Annotated in this window: 18 protein-coding genes; 9 read left to right on the forward strand and 9 right to left on the reverse strand. The window is 48.7% G+C overall.

Features of this window, described 5'->3' with window-relative positions; genetic code table 11:
- Positions 1-1,685, forward strand: a 1,685-nt coding sequence (locus Q0R37_RS08030; RefSeq protein WP_294753165.1) for a glycosyl hydrolase family 65 protein, incomplete at its 5' end; no start/stop codon positions are given.
- 105 nt (positions 1,686-1,790) lie between these two features.
- Here the strand turns inward: Q0R37_RS08030 and Q0R37_RS08035 are convergent.
- Complete coding sequence (locus Q0R37_RS08035) at positions 1,791-2,504, reverse strand: hypothetical protein (RefSeq protein WP_294753168.1); 714 nt, start codon at positions 2,502-2,504, stop codon at positions 1,791-1,793.
- Between the two features lie 484 nt (positions 2,505-2,988).
- Between Q0R37_RS08035 and Q0R37_RS08040 the strand changes: the two genes are divergently transcribed.
- From Q0R37_RS08040 to Q0R37_RS08060, 5 genes are all read left to right on the forward strand, one after another.
- Positions 2,989-3,318 carry a DUF6442 family protein gene (locus Q0R37_RS08040; RefSeq protein ID WP_294753170.1) on the forward strand — a complete coding sequence of 110 codons (330 nt, stop codon included), beginning with the start codon at positions 2,989-2,991 and terminating at the stop codon, positions 3,316-3,318.
- A gap of 14 nt (positions 3,319-3,332) precedes the next feature.
- On the forward strand, positions 3,333-3,662 hold the full coding sequence (locus tag Q0R37_RS08045) for a DUF6442 family protein (protein ID WP_294753172.1): 330 nt from the start codon (positions 3,333-3,335) through the stop codon (positions 3,660-3,662).
- A 15-nt stretch (positions 3,663-3,677) separates the two neighbouring features.
- Complete coding sequence (locus Q0R37_RS08050) at positions 3,678-3,887, forward strand: helix-turn-helix transcriptional regulator (RefSeq protein WP_294753208.1); 210 nt, start codon at positions 3,678-3,680, stop codon at positions 3,885-3,887.
- Positions 3,888-4,012: 125 nt separating this feature from the next.
- Positions 4,013-4,513 carry a sigma-70 family RNA polymerase sigma factor gene (locus Q0R37_RS08055; protein ID WP_294753174.1) on the forward strand — a complete coding sequence of 167 codons (501 nt, stop codon included), beginning with the start codon at positions 4,013-4,015 and terminating at the stop codon, positions 4,511-4,513.
- On the forward strand, positions 4,503-5,384 hold the full coding sequence (locus tag Q0R37_RS08060; protein ID WP_294753176.1) for a zf-HC2 domain-containing protein: 882 nt from the start codon (positions 4,503-4,505) through the stop codon (positions 5,382-5,384). Before Q0R37_RS08055 ends, Q0R37_RS08060 begins: the two co-directional genes overlap by 11 nt.
- Positions 5,385-5,427: 43 nt before the next feature.
- On the opposite strand, the gene Q0R37_RS08065 is transcribed toward Q0R37_RS08060, so the two are convergent.
- From Q0R37_RS08065 to Q0R37_RS08080, 4 genes are all read right to left on the reverse strand, one after another.
- Positions 5,428-6,270, reverse strand: coding sequence for a hypothetical protein (locus Q0R37_RS08065; RefSeq protein WP_294753177.1), 843 nt, complete (start codon positions 6,268-6,270; stop codon positions 5,428-5,430).
- Between the two features lie 350 nt (positions 6,271-6,620).
- Positions 6,621-10,085 carry a transcription-repair coupling factor gene (mfd, locus tag Q0R37_RS08070; protein ID WP_294753179.1) on the reverse strand — a complete coding sequence of 1,155 codons (3,465 nt, stop codon included), beginning with the start codon at positions 10,083-10,085 and terminating at the stop codon, positions 6,621-6,623.
- A gap of 24 nt (positions 10,086-10,109) precedes the next feature.
- Positions 10,110-10,736 carry an aminoacyl-tRNA hydrolase gene (pth, locus tag Q0R37_RS08075; RefSeq protein ID WP_294753180.1) on the reverse strand — a complete coding sequence of 209 codons (627 nt, stop codon included), beginning with the start codon at positions 10,734-10,736 and terminating at the stop codon, positions 10,110-10,112.
- 167 nt (positions 10,737-10,903) lie between these two features.
- Complete coding sequence (locus Q0R37_RS08080) at positions 10,904-11,668, reverse strand: histidinol-phosphatase (RefSeq protein ID WP_294753182.1); 765 nt, start codon at positions 11,666-11,668, stop codon at positions 10,904-10,906.
- A 131-nt stretch (positions 11,669-11,799) separates the two neighbouring features.
- Here Q0R37_RS08080 and Q0R37_RS08085 point away from each other — a divergent pair, with 131 nt between their 5' ends.
- Complete coding sequence (locus Q0R37_RS08085) at positions 11,800-12,150, forward strand: hypothetical protein (RefSeq protein ID WP_294753184.1); 351 nt, start codon at positions 11,800-11,802, stop codon at positions 12,148-12,150.
- Positions 12,151-12,193: 43 nt separating this feature from the next.
- On the opposite strand, the gene Q0R37_RS08090 is transcribed toward Q0R37_RS08085, so the two are convergent.
- Together Q0R37_RS08090 and metG are read right to left on the reverse strand one after the other, a co-directional pair.
- Entirely contained in the window at positions 12,194-13,741 is a 1,548-nt protein-coding gene (locus Q0R37_RS08090; protein WP_294753186.1) for a zinc-ribbon domain-containing protein, read from the reverse strand.
- 281 nt (positions 13,742-14,022) lie between these two features.
- On the reverse strand, positions 14,023-16,008 hold the full coding sequence (gene metG, locus Q0R37_RS08095) for a methionine--tRNA ligase (protein ID WP_294753188.1): 1,986 nt from the start codon (positions 16,006-16,008) through the stop codon (positions 14,023-14,025).
- A gap of 332 nt (positions 16,009-16,340) precedes the next feature.
- Between metG and Q0R37_RS08100 the strand changes: the two genes are divergently transcribed.
- The gene (locus tag Q0R37_RS08100) at positions 16,341-17,345 is read left to right on the forward strand and encodes a hypothetical protein (protein ID WP_294753189.1); all 1,005 of its coding nucleotides are present in this window, start codon (positions 16,341-16,343) and stop codon (positions 17,343-17,345) included.
- A 145-nt stretch (positions 17,346-17,490) separates the two neighbouring features.
- Entirely contained in the window at positions 17,491-18,048 is a 558-nt protein-coding gene (locus Q0R37_RS08105) for a hypothetical protein (RefSeq protein ID WP_294753191.1), read from the forward strand.
- A gap of 70 nt (positions 18,049-18,118) precedes the next feature.
- Here the strand turns inward: Q0R37_RS08105 and ispD are convergent, their stop codons facing one another.
- Both ispD and Q0R37_RS08115 read right to left on the reverse strand, forming a co-directional pair.
- Positions 18,119-18,796, reverse strand: coding sequence for a 2-C-methyl-D-erythritol 4-phosphate cytidylyltransferase (gene ispD / locus Q0R37_RS08110; protein WP_294753192.1), 678 nt, complete (start codon positions 18,794-18,796; stop codon positions 18,119-18,121).
- 1 nt (position 18,797) lies between these two features.
- Positions 18,798-20,255 (reverse strand): hypothetical protein, encoded by a 1,458-nt coding sequence (locus tag Q0R37_RS08115; RefSeq protein ID WP_294753193.1) that lies wholly within the window; start codon positions 20,253-20,255, stop codon positions 18,798-18,800.
- Positions 20,256-20,418 lie beyond the last annotated feature (163 nt).

A 20,418-nucleotide genomic window follows, 5' to 3' on the forward strand; every position in this document is an offset into this window, starting at 1 on the left:
TTATGAACTACAACTCCAATTCCTGCGGCGCTCTCCAGAGCGATATCACTCTTGCGGCAGGCGAGACAAAGGAGTTCATCTTCGTTCTCGGCGAGCGCAAGGACCCCGAGGCTGCTGCCATACTTGAAGAATACAAGGCAGCAGGAAAGGTAGACGCAGAGGTCAAGCAGCTCAAGGACTACTGGCACGGTCAGCTCTCAAACTTCAAGGTAGAGACTCCCTCACCCGAGTTCAACAATATGATAAACGTATGGAACGCTTATCAGTGCTTCATTACTTTTATATGGTCAAGAGCAGCTTCATTCGTATACTGCGGTCTCAGAAACGGCTACGGCTACCGCGATACTGTACAGGATATACAGGGTATCATACACCTTGATCCCGAAATGGCAGCAGAGAAGATACGCTTCATGCTATCGGCTCAGGTAAGCAACGGCGGCGGTCTGCCCCTTGTTAAGTTCGACCACAACGCAGGTCACGAGACCTGCCCCGACGAGAACGACGAGCACAGCGTTTACGCAAAGGAAACAGGTCACCCCTCATACCGTGCAGACGACGCACTGTGGCTCTTCCCCACTATAGTAAAGTACCTCGGTGAGAGCGGAAACAAGGGCTTCCTTGACGAAGTCATCACCTACGCGGAAGAGGGCGGCGGAAAGGCTACAGTTTACGAGCACCTCAAGAACGCTATCCGCTTCTCAATGGAGCGTCTCGGCAGCCACGATATGCCCGCAGGTCTCCACGCCGACTGGAACGACTGTCTCCGTCTCGGCGCACAGGGCGAGTCCACATTCGTGGCATTCCAGCTCTACTACGCAATGAACGTAATGCGCGACATGGCTAAGGACAAAAACGATACAGATTATATCTCATATCTCGACAATGCTCAGAAGAAGCTGGGCGCAGCTCTTGAAAAGTGCTGGGACGAGGACAGATTTATCCGCGGCATCCGCGACAACGGCGTTATCGTCGGCGCAAAGAAAGACCCCGAGGCAAATATGTGGCTCAATCCTCAGAGCTGGAGCGTTATTTCACGCTTTGCCTCCGAGGAACAGGCTGAAAAGGCTATGAACAGCGTTCATGATATACTCAATACACCTTACGGAGCTAAGCTCCTCGAGCCCCCTTACAAGTATCACCACTTCAAGGGCGCACTCATGCAGGTGTTCAACCTTGATACAAAGGAAAACGGCGGTATCTTCTCCCAGTCTCAGGGCTGGCTCATACTTGCCGAAGCTCTCCTCGGCCACGGTGACCGCGCATTCGAGTACTTCCTCGAAAGCTCGCCTGCCGCTATGAACGACAAGGCTGAGATACGTGTCATGGAGCCATACGTACACGGACAGTTCACCGAGTCAAAGGCTTCTCCTTACGAGGGACGTTCACACGTTCACTGGCTCACAGGTACAGCTTCCACAGTAATGGTCGGCTGCGTAGAAGGTATCTGCGGTATGCGTCCCGACCTCGGCGGACTTGCTATAGCTCCTTCTATCCCTTCAAAGTGGGACGGCTTCAAAATTGAGAAGAACTTCCGCGGAAAGAAGCTCAATATCAATATCGACAACTCCGCGCACGTTCAAAGCGGTGTCAGGGAGATAATCCTCAACGGCGAAAAGCTTGCAGGCAATTATGTTCCCGCGGACAAGCTCAAGGACGTTAACGAGATAAAGGTCGTTATGGGCTGAGTTTAATGCGTAAAAAAGGCACTGTGATAATCACAGTGCCTTTTTTGTAGGGGCGGCGTCCCGCAACACACAAAAAATCCCTCAACATTTCTGCTGAGGGATTTTTCAATCATTTTTATCTTTTTTATGAGGAAGAAGCTTTTTCTTTAATGAAGCAACTTTGTTAGGCAATGATTTTTGATTATTATTCACCGCTTCTATTCTAAGCTGCTCAGACATATTATCCTTAAACTCTGTCATTAAATTCTTTAGTTTTTCATATTCACTTGTTGTATCATTTATCTGTATCGAATTACCATAAAAAATATATTTCTCAGAAGCTTCTATTTTTAACGCTGGTATAATATAAATTGCTGGAGCTATGGGCTCACCCAACAAAGGATATAATTCATCACCTTTATGTACTTCTGATATTTTTCCATCATTTCGTGTAATAATCGCAGGAACATCATCAAGAAAGCACTCAAAAACTCTACCTGCAACATTTATACACTTATATTTTTTGCTTTTTAATTCCTTTATACTTAATTTGTCTGCGACTTTTGATATTACACCAATGGCAACATCTTTTAAAACAGCGTCTTTAACAGACGAAGTTTTTGCTTTCTTTGTAGCTAAAGTATACTCATCATCGCTCAAAATCGCAGCATATGGAACCATTTCTGAAAACTCATAATGTTTCCTTGATGCTAATCTGATAATTTTATTTGAAATCTCTTGATATAAAGGACGATATATGTATTCGCATTGTATCAAACGATAATTCTTAATATCCTTAAAAGGAATCTGCGTTCCCATTATTTCAAAATATTCTTGCATACAATCGTCCTCCTTTTCTTAGTAATATTATATATTGTTTTTGCTTTTTTGTCAAGTTATAACATCACATTTCATAATTTGGATTATACTGACTTCTATCAATGAGACAAAGGTCGTTATGAGCTCAATTTAATGCGTAATTCGTAATTCGTAATGCGTAATCAAGGCACTGTGATAATCACAGTGCCTTTTTTCTGTGTGAATGACAATGTGTAGGGGCGCCGCCCCTGCACTACACTCTGCTCATTTGCGGACTGCCAAAGGCAGCCCCTGCAAATCACTTGCGGGCGCACACTGTGCGCCCCTACATTATTGTGCAATCAGCATTATTTTGTCTGTCTCCAATTGTGCATTCCTACAAATCTGACAAGTTTGCTTTGCAAAGTCTTGACAAGTACACTTGGCAGTGCTATAATAAGATCATACCAAGTATACTTGTCAAAAAACGCCAATAAAACTTTGCATCATATAGGAGGTAACAATTATGAACAAGGAAGAAATACTCGCAAAAAGCCAGCAGGAATACAAGAAAAATGATCCATACGTTGAAGCCGTAAATCATAAGGCTTCTTTCTATTCGCTCATAGCGGCAATGGTAATCGCATTTATCCTGTTTACTGCCAATATACTCATCACAGGCGAAACAAACTACGGATACTGGGCTATAATCGCCGCAGGTGCCTTCATATCCTATATTATGAACGGCAGAAGCAGAAATAATAAAATGCTGACAGCCATAGGCGTACTCTGGCTCATCATGACTGTTGCATTTACAGCTGTTGCTATAATGAATATGTTCAAAAGCAGAGCATAAAGAGGGTGATATGCATGAACAAGGAAGAAATTCTCGCTAAAAGCCGACAGGAAAACAAAAACCGCGATATCGCGGAGATAGACCATTTCAAAAGCGCTGCAAGATTCGCTCTGATAATCAGTATGGCTTTCACGGCATTATGGACTATGCTGTCCCTGATCGCTACACAGCGTGTTAATTATGGTATTATCGCTGTGGAATTCTGCATGTCGTTCTCAATGTGGCTTTACAGAGCAATAAAAAGCAAAAAAGCCTCGGATATTTTATTGGCGGCAGTCTCGGGCTTAACCTTTCTTATCCCCGCTTTCATCGGAATATGCGAGCTTTTCAATATCAAACCGTAAGGCGGTGCATCTATGATAGACGATTCGCTTGTACTCCGAAACCGCCTGAAAGAGATACGCAAGGAGCAGCGTCTCTCACAGGACGAGCTTGCAAGAATGGTGGGAGTATCCCGCAATACCATAAGCTCCATAGAGACAGGGCAGTTCAGCCCCACGGCAAAGCTTGCACTGATACTCTGCATCGCTCTCGACAAGAAATTCGAGGAGATATTCTATTTTGACTGATATATATAAGCGCTTCCGATATGCTCGGAAGCGTAAATTATTTTTTGCAGACTGTAATTTTTTCCGCTAAGCGGGTACTAATATACAGATACGTATCTGATATCCATAACAGGAGGTGAATGCCGATGAATGAATTTGAAGAGATATACAACAAGTATCAGCCCGAAGTCATGCGCTTTCTGATGCATATGACGTCCTTCGATACAACTGCCGCAGAAGAGCTTACACAGGAAACATTCTATCAGGCGTTCCTCTCATTCGGAAAGTTCCGCGGCGATTGCAGCCTCAGAACATGGCTTTTCCAAATCGCAAAGAATATTTACGCCAAGTACATACGCAGGGAGATCAGGCAGCGCGATATCGCAGCAGATCAGACCGAGCTGTCTCTGCCGCCGCCCGTTGCCGATATAGAGCAGAAGGAAATGCTCTCAAAGCTCCATGTGCTTATTGACGAGCTGGAAGAGCCTGCCCGTTCTGTGGTACAGTACCGCCTGTATTCCGATGTCAGCTACGCCGAAATAGGTGTGCTGCTGAAAATGCGTCCGAATACAGCGGCAGTTATATACAACCGCACTGTCGTGAAATTCCGCAAGATAATGAAAGAGAGGTACGGATATGAAATATGACCATGATATCATACGCGACCTGATGCCCCTGTGCATCGACGGTATCGCGTCCGAAAAGTCACGGGAAGCCGTTGAAAAACACATAGCCGAATGCTCCGACTGTAAAAACGAGTGGGAACAGATGAAAAAAAGTATCACCCCCTGCGAGAATATCCCTCTGCCTGAGGATACATCAAAATACAAGGATACCGCAAAGCGCGTCCGCAAGAAATACAAATGGATGATACTCAGAATATTCTGCTTTACAGTTCTGCTGCTGCTTACCATAAACGTTTTAGCAAACTATTTTGACGGTAGACAAAGATTTACCCCTTATCAAGCAGCAAAGCTATATATAGGACAATGGCACGATCTGTCACAGGCTGATTTGAAATGTCTCGGCACTTTAAAAAGCTCCGACAGAAGAAGAGCATCAACATATGTGCTTGTGGACAGACCCGATGAGCCGACAATGCTTTATGAATGCAATGCTGAAAGCTCTTTAATGGATCTTGGTATGTGGCTCTATATGGGCGGAGGATCATTTGACATAACTCAGGACAAAAAAATATACATGACAGCAGACGCAAATGGATATATGAACGAAAACAAATACTATGTCACAATTGCCTTTTACGTGACAGACGACCGAATAAAGAATATAAACTTTATGATGTATGGACAAAGCTATACTCTATCCCCCGATAAAAACGGCTTCTGCGGCATGGCATATGAGCCTACTCAGGAGCAGTGGGACAGCAAAGGATACGGGATACACGAAGGAACTGCCACCGATGAAAACGGCAAGGTGCTTTATGAAATACAGCAAAAGACCAAAACCACACCCAAAGGCTCGGAATTCACCTATTACGACTGGGTAAATGTCGAATAATTACAGAAAAAAGCGCTTCCGATATGCTCGGAAGCGCTTTGCTTTATGCCTCTTCGTTTTCTGTACCTTCGGCAGCATTCTCTGCCTCTGTAGTATCCTCAGTGCGCTCCGCAAGAGGAATGGACTTGCCGTCCTCGTCGTAGAACACGATATTGTCTATATACATATCCGACTCATTGGCTATGCCCCAGCGCATGATAAGGAAGTTTGCGTCCTCCATATCCTCTGTCCAGCAGAGTCCGCTGTCAGCCAGCAGGAACTTGAATACCGCATGGACATTGCCCGAGGTCTCGAAGTTGTACTCTCCGCCGCTGAATTCCTTGAAGTCGTACCAGTTGTCGTCCTTGGCGGTGACAGTGCCGCCGCCTCCGCCTATCCAGCCCGGAGCTCTTACGCCGTCGGCATCATCTGTCTTGAGGTGGTCTGCGGTAGCCTGAGCATAAAGGTCGAACTCTATACTGCGTACCTTTGCCGCGCCCTCGCTTCCGAGCAGCTTTGTAGCGCTTATTATGACCTTCTGCACCTTTCCGTCCAGGGGAACGGTATTATCGTCTGCAAACCTGAGCATTTTATTGCCCATGAGCTCCGCTACGGAAATAGTACCCGAAGCGCAGTCGGGGTCCTCATTCCTTGTTGTCACGAAGTCGAATCTGCCGTCATCGAAGGTAACGGTATTGGGGTCTGTGGCTTCAACGGGCTCGGGCGGGAGAAGCTCCTCTGTAGGCTCCTCCGTGGTCTCCTCGGCAGCTGTGGTCTCCGTGGGAGCCGTAGTTTCCTTATTAGTGTTATCCTGCTTTGAGTCGGAGGTATTCTTTTCCGAACATCCTGCCGCACAGGCTGCAAGAGCAAAAGCCATAGCGCCTGCGATAAAGCTTTTGTAATTCATATGTGTATCTCCTTTGTATGTGCTGTATGAAAGCGCGATGTGTCTGTTTACAAGTTCATTGTAGCACAAAAAGCAGCCCATGTAAAGTAGTTTGGGAGTTTTTTCACATTACTGTCATATTAGCCTGTAGGGACTGCCTTTGGCAGTCCGCAAGTGATCAGTTATCAGTGATTAGTGCATAGTGATTTGTAGGGGCGCACACTGTGCGCCCGAAGAATTCATCGGCGAATATTTAAAAGGGCGAACTCTGTTCGCCCCTGCACTGCTTTCTGCAAACCTGCGGGCGGATATTATCCGCCCCTACAAGGAAAGGCGAACCTGACGGTTCGCCTTTAATTATGCATTACGAATTACGCATTATTCTCGCGGTGCTGATAGAAAATATCAACAGTTTCTATCATCATCTCAAAGGGCAGAACCTTAGGCGATATCTTCACGGACACATAGGACTTCCCTGCGCCGTTGAAGGCTATCCTGCCCTTATAGGCCTTTTGCAGAGCCGCTATCTGGTCTGTGGAGATGTACTCCGTATAGAAGTACATCGCGCCGTTTTTCTGCGATATCTCGGTTATACCGAGGTGTGCCGCCTTGTTTCTCAGCAGTGAAACGTCGATAAGTCCCACTACCGACTTCGGCGGATCGCCGTAGCGGTCGATAAGCTCGTCTATTAGGTCGGACTTGTCGTTTTCGTCGTTCACGAGCATTATCTTGCGGTACATATCTATACGCTGATTAAGGCTTGAGATGTAGTCCTCGGGGATATGAGCATCTATCTGTATATCCACGAGACACTCGGGTATCTTCTCGGGCTGAACGCCCTTTTCCTCCGCAATAGCTTCCGAAAGGAGCTGCAAATACATATCGTATCCCACAGCCTCCATATGTCCGTGCTGCCTGCCGCCGAGTATACTTCCCGCACCTCTTATCTCAAGGTCGCGGAGAGCTATTCTGAAGCCGCTTCCGAACTGGGTGAACTCCCTCATGGCGTTCAGTCTCTTCGTAGCTATCTCCGTAAGGACTTTATCACGCTGATAGGTGAAATACGCATAGCCCCTGCGGTTCGAGCGCCCCACTCTTCCGCGGAGCTGATACAGCTGCGAAAGTCCGAAGCGGTCGGAGTCCTCGATGATAAGGGTATTTACGTTAGGCACGTCCACACCTGTCTCTATGATAGTGGTGCACACGAGGATATCCACCTCATGTTCCACCAGCTGCTCCCATATATCGGACATCTCGTCCTCGCTCATCTGTCCGTGAGCTACAGCGATTCGCGCCTCGGGAAGCATTTCCTGCAAACGCGAAGCACAGGCACGGATAGTCTCCACGCGGTTGTGTATGTAGTAGACCTGTCCTCCGCGGCGGAGCTCCCTTACTATAGCCTGCACTACCGTACCCATGTTGTACTCGATAACGTAGGTCTGCACGGGATATCTGTCCTGTGGCGGCTCCTCTATGACCGACATATCGCGTATGCCGCTCATTGCCATATTCAGTGTACGGGGTATGGGAGTTGCCGAGAGCATGAGCACATCGACTCCCGCAAAGCTCTCCTTGAAGCGCTCCTTATGAGCCACGCCGAAGCGCTGCTCCTCGTCGATTATGGCAAGTCCGAGGTCCTTGAACACCACTGACTTCTGTATTATCTTGTGAGTACCGATTATAAGGTCGATGCGTCCCTGTTTCAGCTTTTTTATTATCTCCTCCTGCTGTTTGGGAGTACGGTATCTGCTGAGGAGCTCTATATTCACGGGGAAGTGCTCGAAACGGCGCAGAGCCGTCTGATAGTGCTGATACGCAAGGACTGTGGTAGGCGCAAGTATCGCGCACTGCTTGCCCGAAAGGACACATTTCATGGCAGCTCTGAGAGCTACCTCGGTCTTGCCGAAGCCAACGTCTCCGCAGAGAAGTCTCTCCATAGGACGGGGGCGCTCCATATCAGCCTTTATCTCCGCTATGGAGATGAGCTGATCGTCGGTCTCCACATAGGGGAAACGCTCCTCGAAATCGCGCTGTATCTCGTCATCGGGATAGAAGGCAAATCCCACGCTCTTTTCGCGCTTTGCGTAAAGGGCGATGAGCTCATGAGCCATATCCTTTACGGCGCGTTTAACGTTGCTGCGTGTTTTCTGCCACTCGCCCGAGCTGAGCTTGTTCAGCTTAACGCCGCTGTCGTCGCGGGGACCGATATATTTCGACACCATATCCAGCTGGGTTACGGGTATATAGAGCTTATCCGTACCTGCGTACTGTATGGTTATATAGTCCTTGGTAACGCCGTCCATTTCAAGCTTGCGTATGCCGATAAAGCGTCCGATACCATGACCCGAATGTACTACAAGGTCGCCCTCGGTAATGTCCGCAAGGGAGCGTATCTCCTCTGCCTTGTTCTTCTTTTTGCGGCGCTTTCTGCGGACTGAGTCCATCGAGCGTCCCTGAGTTATGAGGACGGTCTTGTTTTCGGGGTACTCAAAGCCTCCGCTGAAGCTGCCCGACATGAGCAGCACACGGCCTTCCGCAGACTCGGAACTGTCGGTCAGTATATCGCAGGGGATACCGCTTTCCGTAAGGTCCTGCTGTATTATAGGCAGGGTCTTGTCGCTTCCTGCAGCAAGCACCATGCGGTAGCCGCGGCGTCTGAAGTCCTCAAGGTCCTCAAGGAGCTGCTTCATCTCGCCGCTCCACGGGGCAGTCTGCATAGCCTCGAAGCTGACGAGCCTGCGGAAGTCTATACGCTCGCCGCCCTGCATGAAGCTGCTCATATACAGGCACACCTTCTTTTCCGCGATATGCTGCACCTCGGGGAGCTCCAGCACATAGCCGTCAAGTCCCTTGCAGAGCTGTCCGTCCTCCATGAGTATCTTTACGTCCTCGTTATGCCGCGCGAGGACTCCTGCGGCATTGTCCATAACGTCGGAATAGTCGCTGAAAAGCACAGCTCCGTCTATGTAGTCGAATACAGTTGAGGGCTCGCCGTAAACGAGGGGGTAGTACTTCACGCTGTGGGCAAGTATCTCCCCTGCCCTGAGCCTGTGAACGTCCGCACCGAGGTGCTCCCTGACTGCGTCCATGCGCTTTCCGCGGACTTTTTTGCACAGCTCCTCTATCTTATCAGCAAGCTCATCGTTATCGTAGAGCACCTCGCCCGAGGGGTAGATCTCCACGCTTTCAAGAGCCTCCGTGCGGCGCTGAGTATCAGTCTCAAACTCCGATATACTGTCTATCTCGTCGCCCCAGAGCTCGATACGGACAGGCTTATCCGCCTGAACGGGGTATATGTCGAGGATAGAACCGCGTATTGAAAACTGTGAAGCTCCCTCAACCTTTTCGCAGCGCTGATAGCCGCACTTCGCAAGAGTAAGAGCCATATCCGTCAGGCTTATCTCCTGCCCCTTCCTTAGCTCCGTTCCCGCGGCGATAAGTACTCCCACGGGGATAACGGGCTGCATGACAGCCTCGATACTTGCACATATCACCGAACAGCGGCTCTTTGCAGCCTTTATCAGTGCAGATATACGCATATGCTCGTATTCGTGGTTGGTGCTGTCAACAGGAGTGAATACCAGCTCCTTTGACGGGAACAGTACAGCCTCCTCACAGCCCGCCATAGTGTTTATGTCGTCGCTGAGCTTCTTTGCTTCGGCTTCCGTACCCGTTATCAGGAGGTTTATCTTCTTTCCGCCGAGAGCGTGAACGAGCTGCGCCCTGTGTATATGGGAAAGACCCGTCACAGAGACGGGTGAGATATTCTTATCAATGGCTTCCCGCAGACTTTTAAAGCCTGCAAGCCCGGTAAATATGTCCTTAAAGATGTTCATTGCTCTCTCCGTTAAGAATGGATATCATGAGTTGTACTTGTTCATGGCTTCATCGGTCTTTCCCTGCACCATGAGCTTTATGCACTCGCAGGCGTTTTTCACGGACTCGCTCATGAGCTCGCCGTCATCCCTGCCGAACTTTCCCAGCACCCATTTTGCAAGGTCGTAATCGGGGTGAGGCTTCTTGCCCACTCCCATTTTTATGCGGGGGAAGTCGTCCCGTCCCGTGAGCTCACATATACTTCTGAGACCGTTGTGACCGCCGTGGCTGCCCTTGCGGCGTATTCTCAGCTTTCCGCAGTCAAGGGAGATATCGTCGCATACGACAATAAGGTTCGCCGCGTCTATCTTGTAGAACTCCAGTGCCTGCACGACTGCTTCGCCGCTGTTGTTCATAAAGGTAGTGGGCTTGAGCAGCAGACAGCGCCTGCCCTCGATAGTTACCTCTGCGGTCTTGCCCTTGAAGCGCAGACGGCTTATGTCCTCGCCCAGCTGCTTTGCGAGCTCGTCAAGCACCATGAAGCCTGCATTGTGGCGGGTATTCTCATATTCAAGCCCCGGGTTGCCGAGACCTGTTATCACATATTCTATTTTACCTCTTGCCGCGGAAGAATTTGCGGCTATCCTGTCGAACACATCAAAAATACTCATGTTTTCTTCTCCTTATGCCTATATTGTCGCTTTGACCCATGAATTGGATTCCAAAGGGTTCACAACCCTTTGGTCAGGTCAAGGACTGACAGCCCTTTCGGGACCCGGTGCAGCGCCCCGAAACCGACAGGCGTTCCCTTACCGGGCGGATAATATCCGCCCCTACATCAATCCAGACCGTCAAGGGTCTCAACTATTTCAAGTCCGAACCTTTCCGCAAAGCGTCTGCCCTGCTCTATGGTATACTCATCACACAGCGACTGCGGCAGATGGGCGTCGCAGCCTATTATGGCTTTATTACCGACCTTCTGCGCTATGCTGAAAAATCTGTAGGACGGGTAGTGTCTGCCCCCAGACATACCCAGCAGATTTATCTCAACGGGGATATCCTTTTCCTTAAGAAAGGTGCAGAGCCTTGTCATATGCTTTTCGTACTCCTCGCTGCCGCCCATATAGCGTATAAGGTCGGGGTGTGCGATATAGCAGTATCTACCCGACTCCATGCCCTCTATTATACGATCCACGTACTGTATCAGCAGGCTCTCCTCATATACAGGTGCGCCCATATATGCTCCATCGTATTCGGGATCGTTGAAATGCTGCCCCATTATCATATAATCAAGGGGATAATCCGCAAGGAGCTTATCCTGCGCTTCCACGAGCTGAGGTATGTACTCGGCTTCAAAGCCTATGTATATCTTTATATCACGTGAATACTCCTGCTTCAGCTCCGTAAGCGACCTGAAATACCCCTCTGTCTCCGCAGGGGTCATTCTTATCCCCGAAACGTATCCGTTATCAAATACCCATGGACAGTGATCCGAAAATCCAAGTATCTTTATGCCGCTCTTTACAGCGTACTCAACAAATTCCCTGTCCTCTCCCTGCGCGTGTCCGCAGCGGCGGGTGTGAGTGTGATAATTTGCGATCATCCACAACTCTCCTTTCAAACTATGATTATACCACTTTTCAATAAAAAAAACAAGTCCGCCCGACAGACAAATGAAGCATTGACAAAATCGGATCATAGCTGTATCATAATAGAAAAAGGAGGGCGAAAGCTGTGGCAAGTATCATTTACATGAAGTCAAAGGCAGGATATGACAACTGCTTTGCGATCGGATTCAGTGAAAAAGAGGTCATACCGCCTGTTTTTTACGAAAGCGGCGAATACGGAGCAGCTCTGAGGTTCTTTGCAGATATGCTCAGAAAAGAGGGAATGATGGACGAAAACGAAAACGGCACAGAGCTCATATGGTGCAGGCATTACCCATGCCGTTTCGGCGACATCCCTTTTACTATGATATATGATACGGATTACGATACCGTTTCCTTTTCCGTTGAGCCCGAAAACTGCAAATACAGGGAGAAGATCGCAGAAAAGCTGCTCTCGCTCACCGAAGCGGCAGAATAAAGAAAAAAGTCCGAAAGCAATGCTCTCGGACTTGTTTATTATGTTATTTCTGTGCATTTGCGGCAGCGGCAGCTGCTTTCTTTGCCTTTTTCTTTATTATCCTGTTGGACTTCCTGAAAATAAAGCCTATAAGGAGCTCCGCACCGCCGATTATGAGAAGTATCAGTGACAGCGGGAGAAGCAGGCTCTCGGACAGGTAAAATCCCACATTATGCGTGAATGTGAAGCCCAGTGCTGAGCCTACGATGATTACCATTCCCGAAAGGAACACGATAAATCCCGTGATGTTGAATATAGCCGCAAAGAATCCCGTAACGTGCTTTGCTCTCTTGTCAACGATCGCGCTTATCCATATTAGGAAGAGCAGCACGAAACCGCCGATAATGCCGATAGTTATGAACGAGAACAGATAGCTGAACTTGTCAACGTCAAAGCCGAGCTCTTTTCTCCACTCCCTTACGCTGAGAGAGTCCGAGAAATCGTCCTTGTCAAGATTTTCCTCAAGGAGCTCATAATCCGCTTTGGTGAGCTCATAGCCGAACTCGTCCTTTGCAGCCTTGCTGTTCGCCTTTATGAAGTCATTTACGAAATCTCCCGAGGTTATGGAAGGATCAGAGCCCTCGCCGTCTATTATGTAGTCAAGGTAGCCCTCTGCGACTTTTCCCGCATACTCGCGGAAATCGGTATCAAGGAGGTATCTCTTGAAGGAGGCTTCGTCTGCCCTGCCCTGAGTTGCCGTTCTGAAGCCGAGGGAATTGTACAGCGTCTTTGAGAGCTCTCTGCCGTCAAATTCAGCCGAGAGAGTGGTGCTATCGTTCAGCTTTTCAAATCTTCTCCTGATAACAGAGCCGTTGAGACCGAGCTTTATCGCAAGGACAAAGCTGAAAAGGAGCATGAAGAGCACTGCGAATATGGTAACGAGGGAAGCTCCGAAGATACGTCCGCCGCCTACCTTCTTTCTTGCCTTTGGCTGCTCCGCAGGCTGCTGCGGCATAGGCGCAGGCTCGGGAGCTGTCTGCACGGGCTGCTGAGGCGGTATCAGAGGAGCACTCGGCTGCCCGGTATATCCGCCGCCTGAATACTGATCGTTATTATTGAAAACGCTCTGCGAGTTCTGAACGGGTATCTCCATAGTGCTGCTGTTGTCGTTGTAAGCGTCGGGAGCGCCGTTCACGGGAGCTTCCTGCTTCGGGAACTCCGCAGGCTTGTCCGCATCGTTATGTAATGCCTCCGCTGTGCTCTCTGCAGCAGGATCGGGCTCGGGCAGCTCAATAGTCTCGGAGGAACTGAGTATCTCGGTAGGTTCATCGTTGAGGAGCTGCACATCTTCCTGCGTAAGGCTGAGAGCTTCCTCATTATTGGCTATGACCTCTTCAAGATGAGGAAGTATGGAAGTGGGCTCGTCGTCCTTGAAGGCTTCCTTTGCCTCTTCTGCGTCTTTTGCAGCTTCTTCCCTTATTTCCTCCGCAGCCTCCCTGATCTCCTCGGCTGCCTCTGTAACAGGTGTATCTTCCTTTTCGAGTGAAGCTCCGCACTCCGTACAGAACAGAGCGTCCTCGGGCATTTCACTTCCGCACTTTTTGCAGATCATAATATTCCTCCTGTCGATGTGATAGAATAATAGCTCCGTATCTCAGAGCATACGTCCGTATATCCCCTGTATCGGCTTACAGACCGTCTCCGAGCCAACAACTGCCGCAAAACGGCTGTTGAATTTATAATTATTATAAGTCAAAAGGTAAAATATGTCAAGTAAAAAAACTGTAACATAATATTACAGCTTCGTTTTAGTGACGATGTGTCTGATTATGTGTCGAAAAAAACAGCATTCCCGAAGCAATATCAGGAATGCTGCTGTCTGAACTTAAAAATTTATCTTATCTTTGAGCCTGCGGGGATACTGTCATCAACGAATATGACCTTTACTCCGTCGGGAGTATCTGCGGCGCATATCATGCCGTTGCTGTCAACTCCTCTGAGCTTTACGGGCTTGAGGTTTGCAATGAGCTGGAGCTTCTTTCCGATAAGATCCTCGGGCTCGTAGTACTGAGCGATACCCGATACTACCTGACGTCCGCCCATGCCGTCGTCAAGCTGTAAACAAAGGAGCTTGTCCGACTTCTTCACCTTTTCGCAGGCAACTACCTTTGCAACTCTTATCTCGACCTTTGCAAAGTCGTCAATGGTTATCTCGGGAGCGAGCTGTATCTCCTCAGCGGGAGCTTCGCCCTTTTCCTCTGCGGAGAGCTTAGCCTTTGCAGCTTCCATATTCTTTGTGAGTATGGCATTGAGCTCCTCTATTTCCTTATCAACGTCTATTCTCGGGAAGAGTATCTCACCCTTGTGAACTGTTACGTTCTCGGGGAGCACACCGAACCTGCTGAGCTTTTCGTACTCCACATCGGCTTCCGACGCGCCTATCTGCTCCCATACCTTAGGCATGGTTGTAGGCATGAAGGGTGCAAGGAGTGCTGATGTTACGCGGATAGCTTCAAGGAGATTGTAGAGGACAGCCGCAAGACGGGCTTTCTTCGTATCGTCCTTGCCCAGCTTCCACGGCTCTGTCTCGTCGATGTACTTGTTTGCGCGGTCAACGACCTTAGATATCTCCTCAAGGGCCTGCTTGAGCTTTGTCTCGTCGATGCACCTGTCAACTTCTCCGCAGAGAGAAGAAACAACTGTCTTGAACTCCTCGTCGAGAGCATCACCTTCGCGCTCTGCGGGGAGAGTTCCGCCGAAATACTTGTCAGCCATTGCAACAGTACGTGAAACAAGGTTTCCGAAGCCATTGGCAAGGTCGGAGTTTATACGGTTTATCATTATCTCGTTTGAGAAGAGGCTATCCGCACCGAGAGCCATCTCACGCAGGATATGGTATCTTATGGAGTCGCAGCCGTAGCGCTCGCCCAGTACGAACGGGTCAACGACGTTGCCGAGGGATTTCGACATCTTAACGCTTTCGCCGCCCTTGCTCTGCATTGTGATATAGCCGTGTACAGCAAGGTGCTTCGGGAGAGGCAGGTCGAGAGCCATGAGCATTGCAGGCCATATGATCGCGTGGAAGCGCATGATGTCCTTTGCTACCATATGAACATCCGCAGGCCAGTACTTCTCGAAGTCGCTGTGTGCCGAGTTCTCATAGCCGAGGGCAGTGATATAGTTTGAAAGAGCGTCTATCCATACGTATACGACGTGCTTTTCGTCGAATGATACGGGAACTCCCCATGTGAATGATGTTCTTGATACGCAGAGGTCCTCAAGACCCGGCTTGATGAAGTTGTTTACCAGCTCAACAGCTCTTGTCTTGGGACGGAGATAATCTGTCTCCATAAGGAGCTTTTCGATGCGCTCCGCAAAGGGAGACATCTTGAAGAAATATGCTTCTTCCTTTGCGAATTTCACGGGTCTGTGACATTCGGGGCAGCAGCCCTTCTCGTCAAGCTGCGAGTCTGTCCAGAAGCTCTCGCAGGGAGTGCAGTATTTTCCCGAATATTCGCCTTTATAGATATATCCTCTGTCGTACAGCTCCTTGAATATCTTCTGTACCGCTTCAACGTGGTAGTCGTCGGTAGTACGGATATATCTGTCATAGGAAATGTTCATGTACTTCCAGAGATTCTTGAACTTATCAACGATAACGTCAACGTACTCCTTGGGAGTAACGCCCTTCTCGGCAGCCTTCTGCTCTATTTTCAGGCCGTGCTCGTCCGTGCCTGTAAGGAACATTACGTCATAACCCTGCATTCGCTTGTAACGGGCAATAGAATCGCAGGCAACTGTTGTATAGCAGTGTCCGATATGGGGATCGCCCGAAGGATAATAAATCGGTGTGGTAATGTAAAAGGGTTTCTTTGACATAAGGATCGCTCCAATCTTAGTGTTTATTTCCCGTTTCCAAATGAAAGAAAGGGATACAGATTATATTATATCACATTATTTTAATGTTGTCACGCTTTTTTTGTATTTTTAATAATGAAAGTCCACTTTTCACGATCCGCAGGCGACTCAATTGCATCTCCGCTGTACTATTTATTCACGGACGCACACTGTGTGCCTCTGCAATGAGTTTATTTTAACAATATTAATTTAAAGCTCCAAAAAAAGCGAAAAATTAACACATTATCTATTGAAATGGCAATTTCGCAATGTTATAATATATATAGAAATACAACTCGGAGAGGAGAATTTCTATGAAACTTGCGAGGTTACTGGGAGCGGCAGTAGCAGCGTATTTTATTGTTTCAGCCAGTTTTCTGCCTCATTATGCAGTTGCGGACAAGGCAATAGGCGATCTGTACGAGCTGGATGGGCTCGACCCCTTCGACTCGCCCATAAAGCCTACGCTCTCACTGAGCCGTCTTGAGCTTACCCTTGAGGAAGCAAAAGCCGATCCCGTCCGTACCATAGATCTGACCGTAAAAGGCGCAAATAATAAGTATGCTCCTACATCGCTGCATATCAACTATGACAAGAGGCTTACCCTTGTTATGGACGGTGAACTATGCGCCGAGAGAGGAAAAGCCATCTCAAAGCTGGATGACGTACAGTACGTTTCGGGACCGCACAGCTTCGGACTTGTCACCGCAGGCAGTGCAGACCAGGGCAGGGACGGCGTAATGTGGAGCTTCACATTCACTCTGCCCGATGATATGAAAGAGGGAGATGTCTTCCCCATATGCATCGAGTACAAGCACCCCGGACTTACCAACGACCTGTTTACGAATATCAATAACAACCAGCTCGGAAAGCTCATGGAAGCATGGGTATTCACCAACGGCATACAGCACGGCTATATCAGGATAAAAGACCCCGTTACGACAACAACTACTACAACTACTACAACGACAACTACCACGACAACAACTACGACTACGACCACTGCCACTACAACAACGACCACTGCGGCAACTACTGCCCCGCCTGTCACTACTACAGCTCCGAAGGCGGTATATAAACTCGGAGACCCAACAGGAAACGGCGTTATCGACGCAGTTGATTCATCATATGTTCTCGGAGTCTATGCTGATTTTTCCATAGGCATCGGCGGTCCCGATGAAAGATGTCTTGCTACCTGCGACGTCAACACAGACGGTCTTGTGGACGCTGTCGATGCTTCAAAAATACTTTCCTACTATGCATACGTATCGGCAAACGGCAGCAAGAGCTTTGAAGAATTTCTTGCATCGGGAAAGTAACACAAAGCAGCCTGAACAGTAAATGAAAAAACGAGCCATATTGCTCCTGACAGGACGATCGGGAGCAATATGGCTTTTTTATTGACGATGCGGCAGTATTGTGATATAATTGTTACTGATACAGCTCGGGATACAGGTGATAAATATGTTTGTAAACGGTATTGTGATAAAAAGCTTTACTGACAGTCTGTACAGAGGGATAGACGGCAGCGGTATAAATACAGGTGAGAACTGGTTCTTCAACTGCGATGAAAGCACATCTGAGATGTTTGAACCATATTACGATGAGAACATCGGCAAGACCTATTGGAATTTGCAGAGTCACTCATGGATAGCGGCTTGCAATGATATGGACTACATATATCGGTACATAAAAGAAGCGGAAAAACGCGGCATAAAATACAGACTTCTGTTATGCGAAACGGAAGTTCCTGATCCGATATTTGCTTGTCCCGACCTTGAAAAAAAGTTCATTGGGTATGATTACGCATACGAAACGGGAGACAATTACTCAGCTGTTTATAATGAGATACCCTATGTTTTTCCGCAGTTCAGGCTCAATCAGTACGGTCTTTTTCAAACCAAAGAAGAAATTGACGAGTATATTTCCGAAAGGGAACGCTTCAAAAAGTCTCACCCTCCCCTGACACTGGAGGAAGGCGATTTTACTGTTTTCCGACTTCACGAGATATATCTGAAATAAACTATGCTCCACACATGAGGACATACAAATGATGAGCCCAGAGGCGATCGCCTCTGGGCTCCTTCGTTTTTTACCTCTGTCTGAGGAGCACCTCCGCAATGGAGATATCCTCGGGAGTAGTGATCTTGATATTCGTATAGTCGCCCACGGTCATAGCGACCTTTCCGCCGATAGCTTCCACCAGCTGACAGTCGTCGGTAAAATCAAGGCCGTGTTCAAGGGCGAAATCCACCCCCTCAAAATACAGCTCTCTCTTGAATATCTGCGGAGTCTGCGTTATATAGAGTGAGCTTCTCGGCGGTGTATCGACGATAAGTCCGCCGTCAACGGATTTTATCGTGTCCTTTACGGGAACTCCGAGAGTCGCTCCGCCGAATACCGAAGCGTCCTTTATGACCTTTTCTATATGCTCGGGTCTCACAAGAGGACGAGCGCCGTCATGTATCGCCACAAGGCCGCTCTCCTTTGCTATCTTTTTTATGCCGTTGATGACGCTCTCCTGACGTGTAGCTCCGCCGACAGTACAGGCAGCAAGCTTCGTTATGCCTGCAAGCTGTGCTTCCTCCTGTATAGCGGGAATGTCGGCTTCACGGGCTACTATCACTATCTCGCAGACGCTCTCACAGGTCTGAAAAGCCTGCATGGTAACGCCTATGACCTTTCTTTCGCCCAGCGGGAGAAGTATCTTGTTCACGCCGCCCATTCTTGTGGAATTTCCTGCACAAACTATGACTGCTGATGTTTTCATATCATTTATTTCCTTCCTTTTTATCTTTGTCGGGCTCTATGGGAGCTGTCCTTATGCGTATCACGGGCAGCTTTTCAAGAGTATAGCACCAGCTGAACATACCGTCCTCGGCTGCAAGGTCGTTTTCGCCGCTTGCAGGCGGAGCGAACAGCTTTAAGGTCAGCTCGCACTTGCCATGTAAATTATTCCCGTAAAAGGCGGGCATGAGATCCACATATCTTGTCTCGGGAGACTTGTAGAACCAGCGCCCGTTCAGCTCCAGCATAAGGTTTGACTCATCCTCGAAGAAGAGCTCACAGAACACGGGCGGAGCTTCAAAATGCAGGGGTATTGCTATGCCCTCGGCGTCCTCGGAGCTTCTCCATGTGAGCTTCACAGGCAGCTTGGTCTCGCCGCCCATGGTCATTGACGTGAGAAATCTTTCCCTGTGTATCAGCTCCCTGTAGGTCTGCATCACGGGCTGTTCTATGCCGACATCGGCATTGTTGGGATCCTGACGTTCAAGTCCGAGACGTCCGCGGTCACGGAACTGATAAAAGCAGAAGCCCGACAGCCATTCCGCGTTTTCCTCTTCGATCATATCGCAGAAAAGCCTTATCATCTCCGCCTGTTCGTAGGGACCTGTCACGTTTCCGTCCGCATTGAGCTCCGACATGACCATAGGCTTTGAAACGCCGCCGTTAAGGTACTTAAATCGCTCATAGCTCCTTCTTGTGAGCTCATATATCTCACGGACGGAGCTCCTCATATGCGTACTGCCGCCGCTCTCTGCGATATCCACGGGCCAGCCCCAGTGCAGCGCCATATACTTGTCAACAGACCATATATCCGTATCACGCACTGCCTGCGTGAACTCCTTTTCCTTGACCATTTCCTCGGCGGACATCTCCTCTATACCGCCTATGCAAAGGATAGTCTGCACATTTGGTGCATGTTCCTTTATTATCCTGACAGCGCGGCAGTAAAAGTCCGCGACCTGCTGATAGTCTGCTCTCTTGTTGAACTCGAACCAGTTTCCCGTAGCCTCATGGTTTATACGCAGGAACAGTCTGCCGAAGCTTTTAAGGTCCTCGCCGATGGCAGCAAGGTGCTCGTCGGAAACAAAGGGGTCGATGGTAAGGGTCAGCGTAACGTCCTGACCGTGCCTGCGTATATCCCGCATAGACTCAAATGGCTCGCCGTCCCTGCTGCCTCCGATACCGCCGAGGTACGGGAAATAGTCATCGTAGGGATAGTCCCACTGGAATCTTATCTTTTTGTCCTTGTAGTATTCCGAGATACGGGCGGGCCACTCCTTGTCATTCGGGTAATAGCAGTACATAAGATTTATGCTCCTGTGGGGTCTGCCGAGCCTGTTAAGGATATAGTCCTGACAGACGTACTCTCCTCTTTCGCTTCCATCGCTGAGGTCAGCAGCGCAGGCAGCCCTGCCCAATTTTATCTTATACACCTTTTGCATGGGATGATTTCCTTTCGTGATATATATACCGAACAAGATTCGGGCCAATGACCGCCGCAGGGCGGTCATTGGGATACATTAATTATAATTATAATACGCATCGCGGAAAGTGTCAACGAAAAATCTCATACCGCCAAAAAAACAGTAAAGGAGCAAAAGCTCC

Origin of the sequence: uncultured Ruminococcus sp., from assembly GCF_946415235.1 — a bacterium.
Taxonomy (GTDB): Bacteria; Bacillota; Clostridia; order Oscillospirales; family Ruminococcaceae; genus Ruminococcus.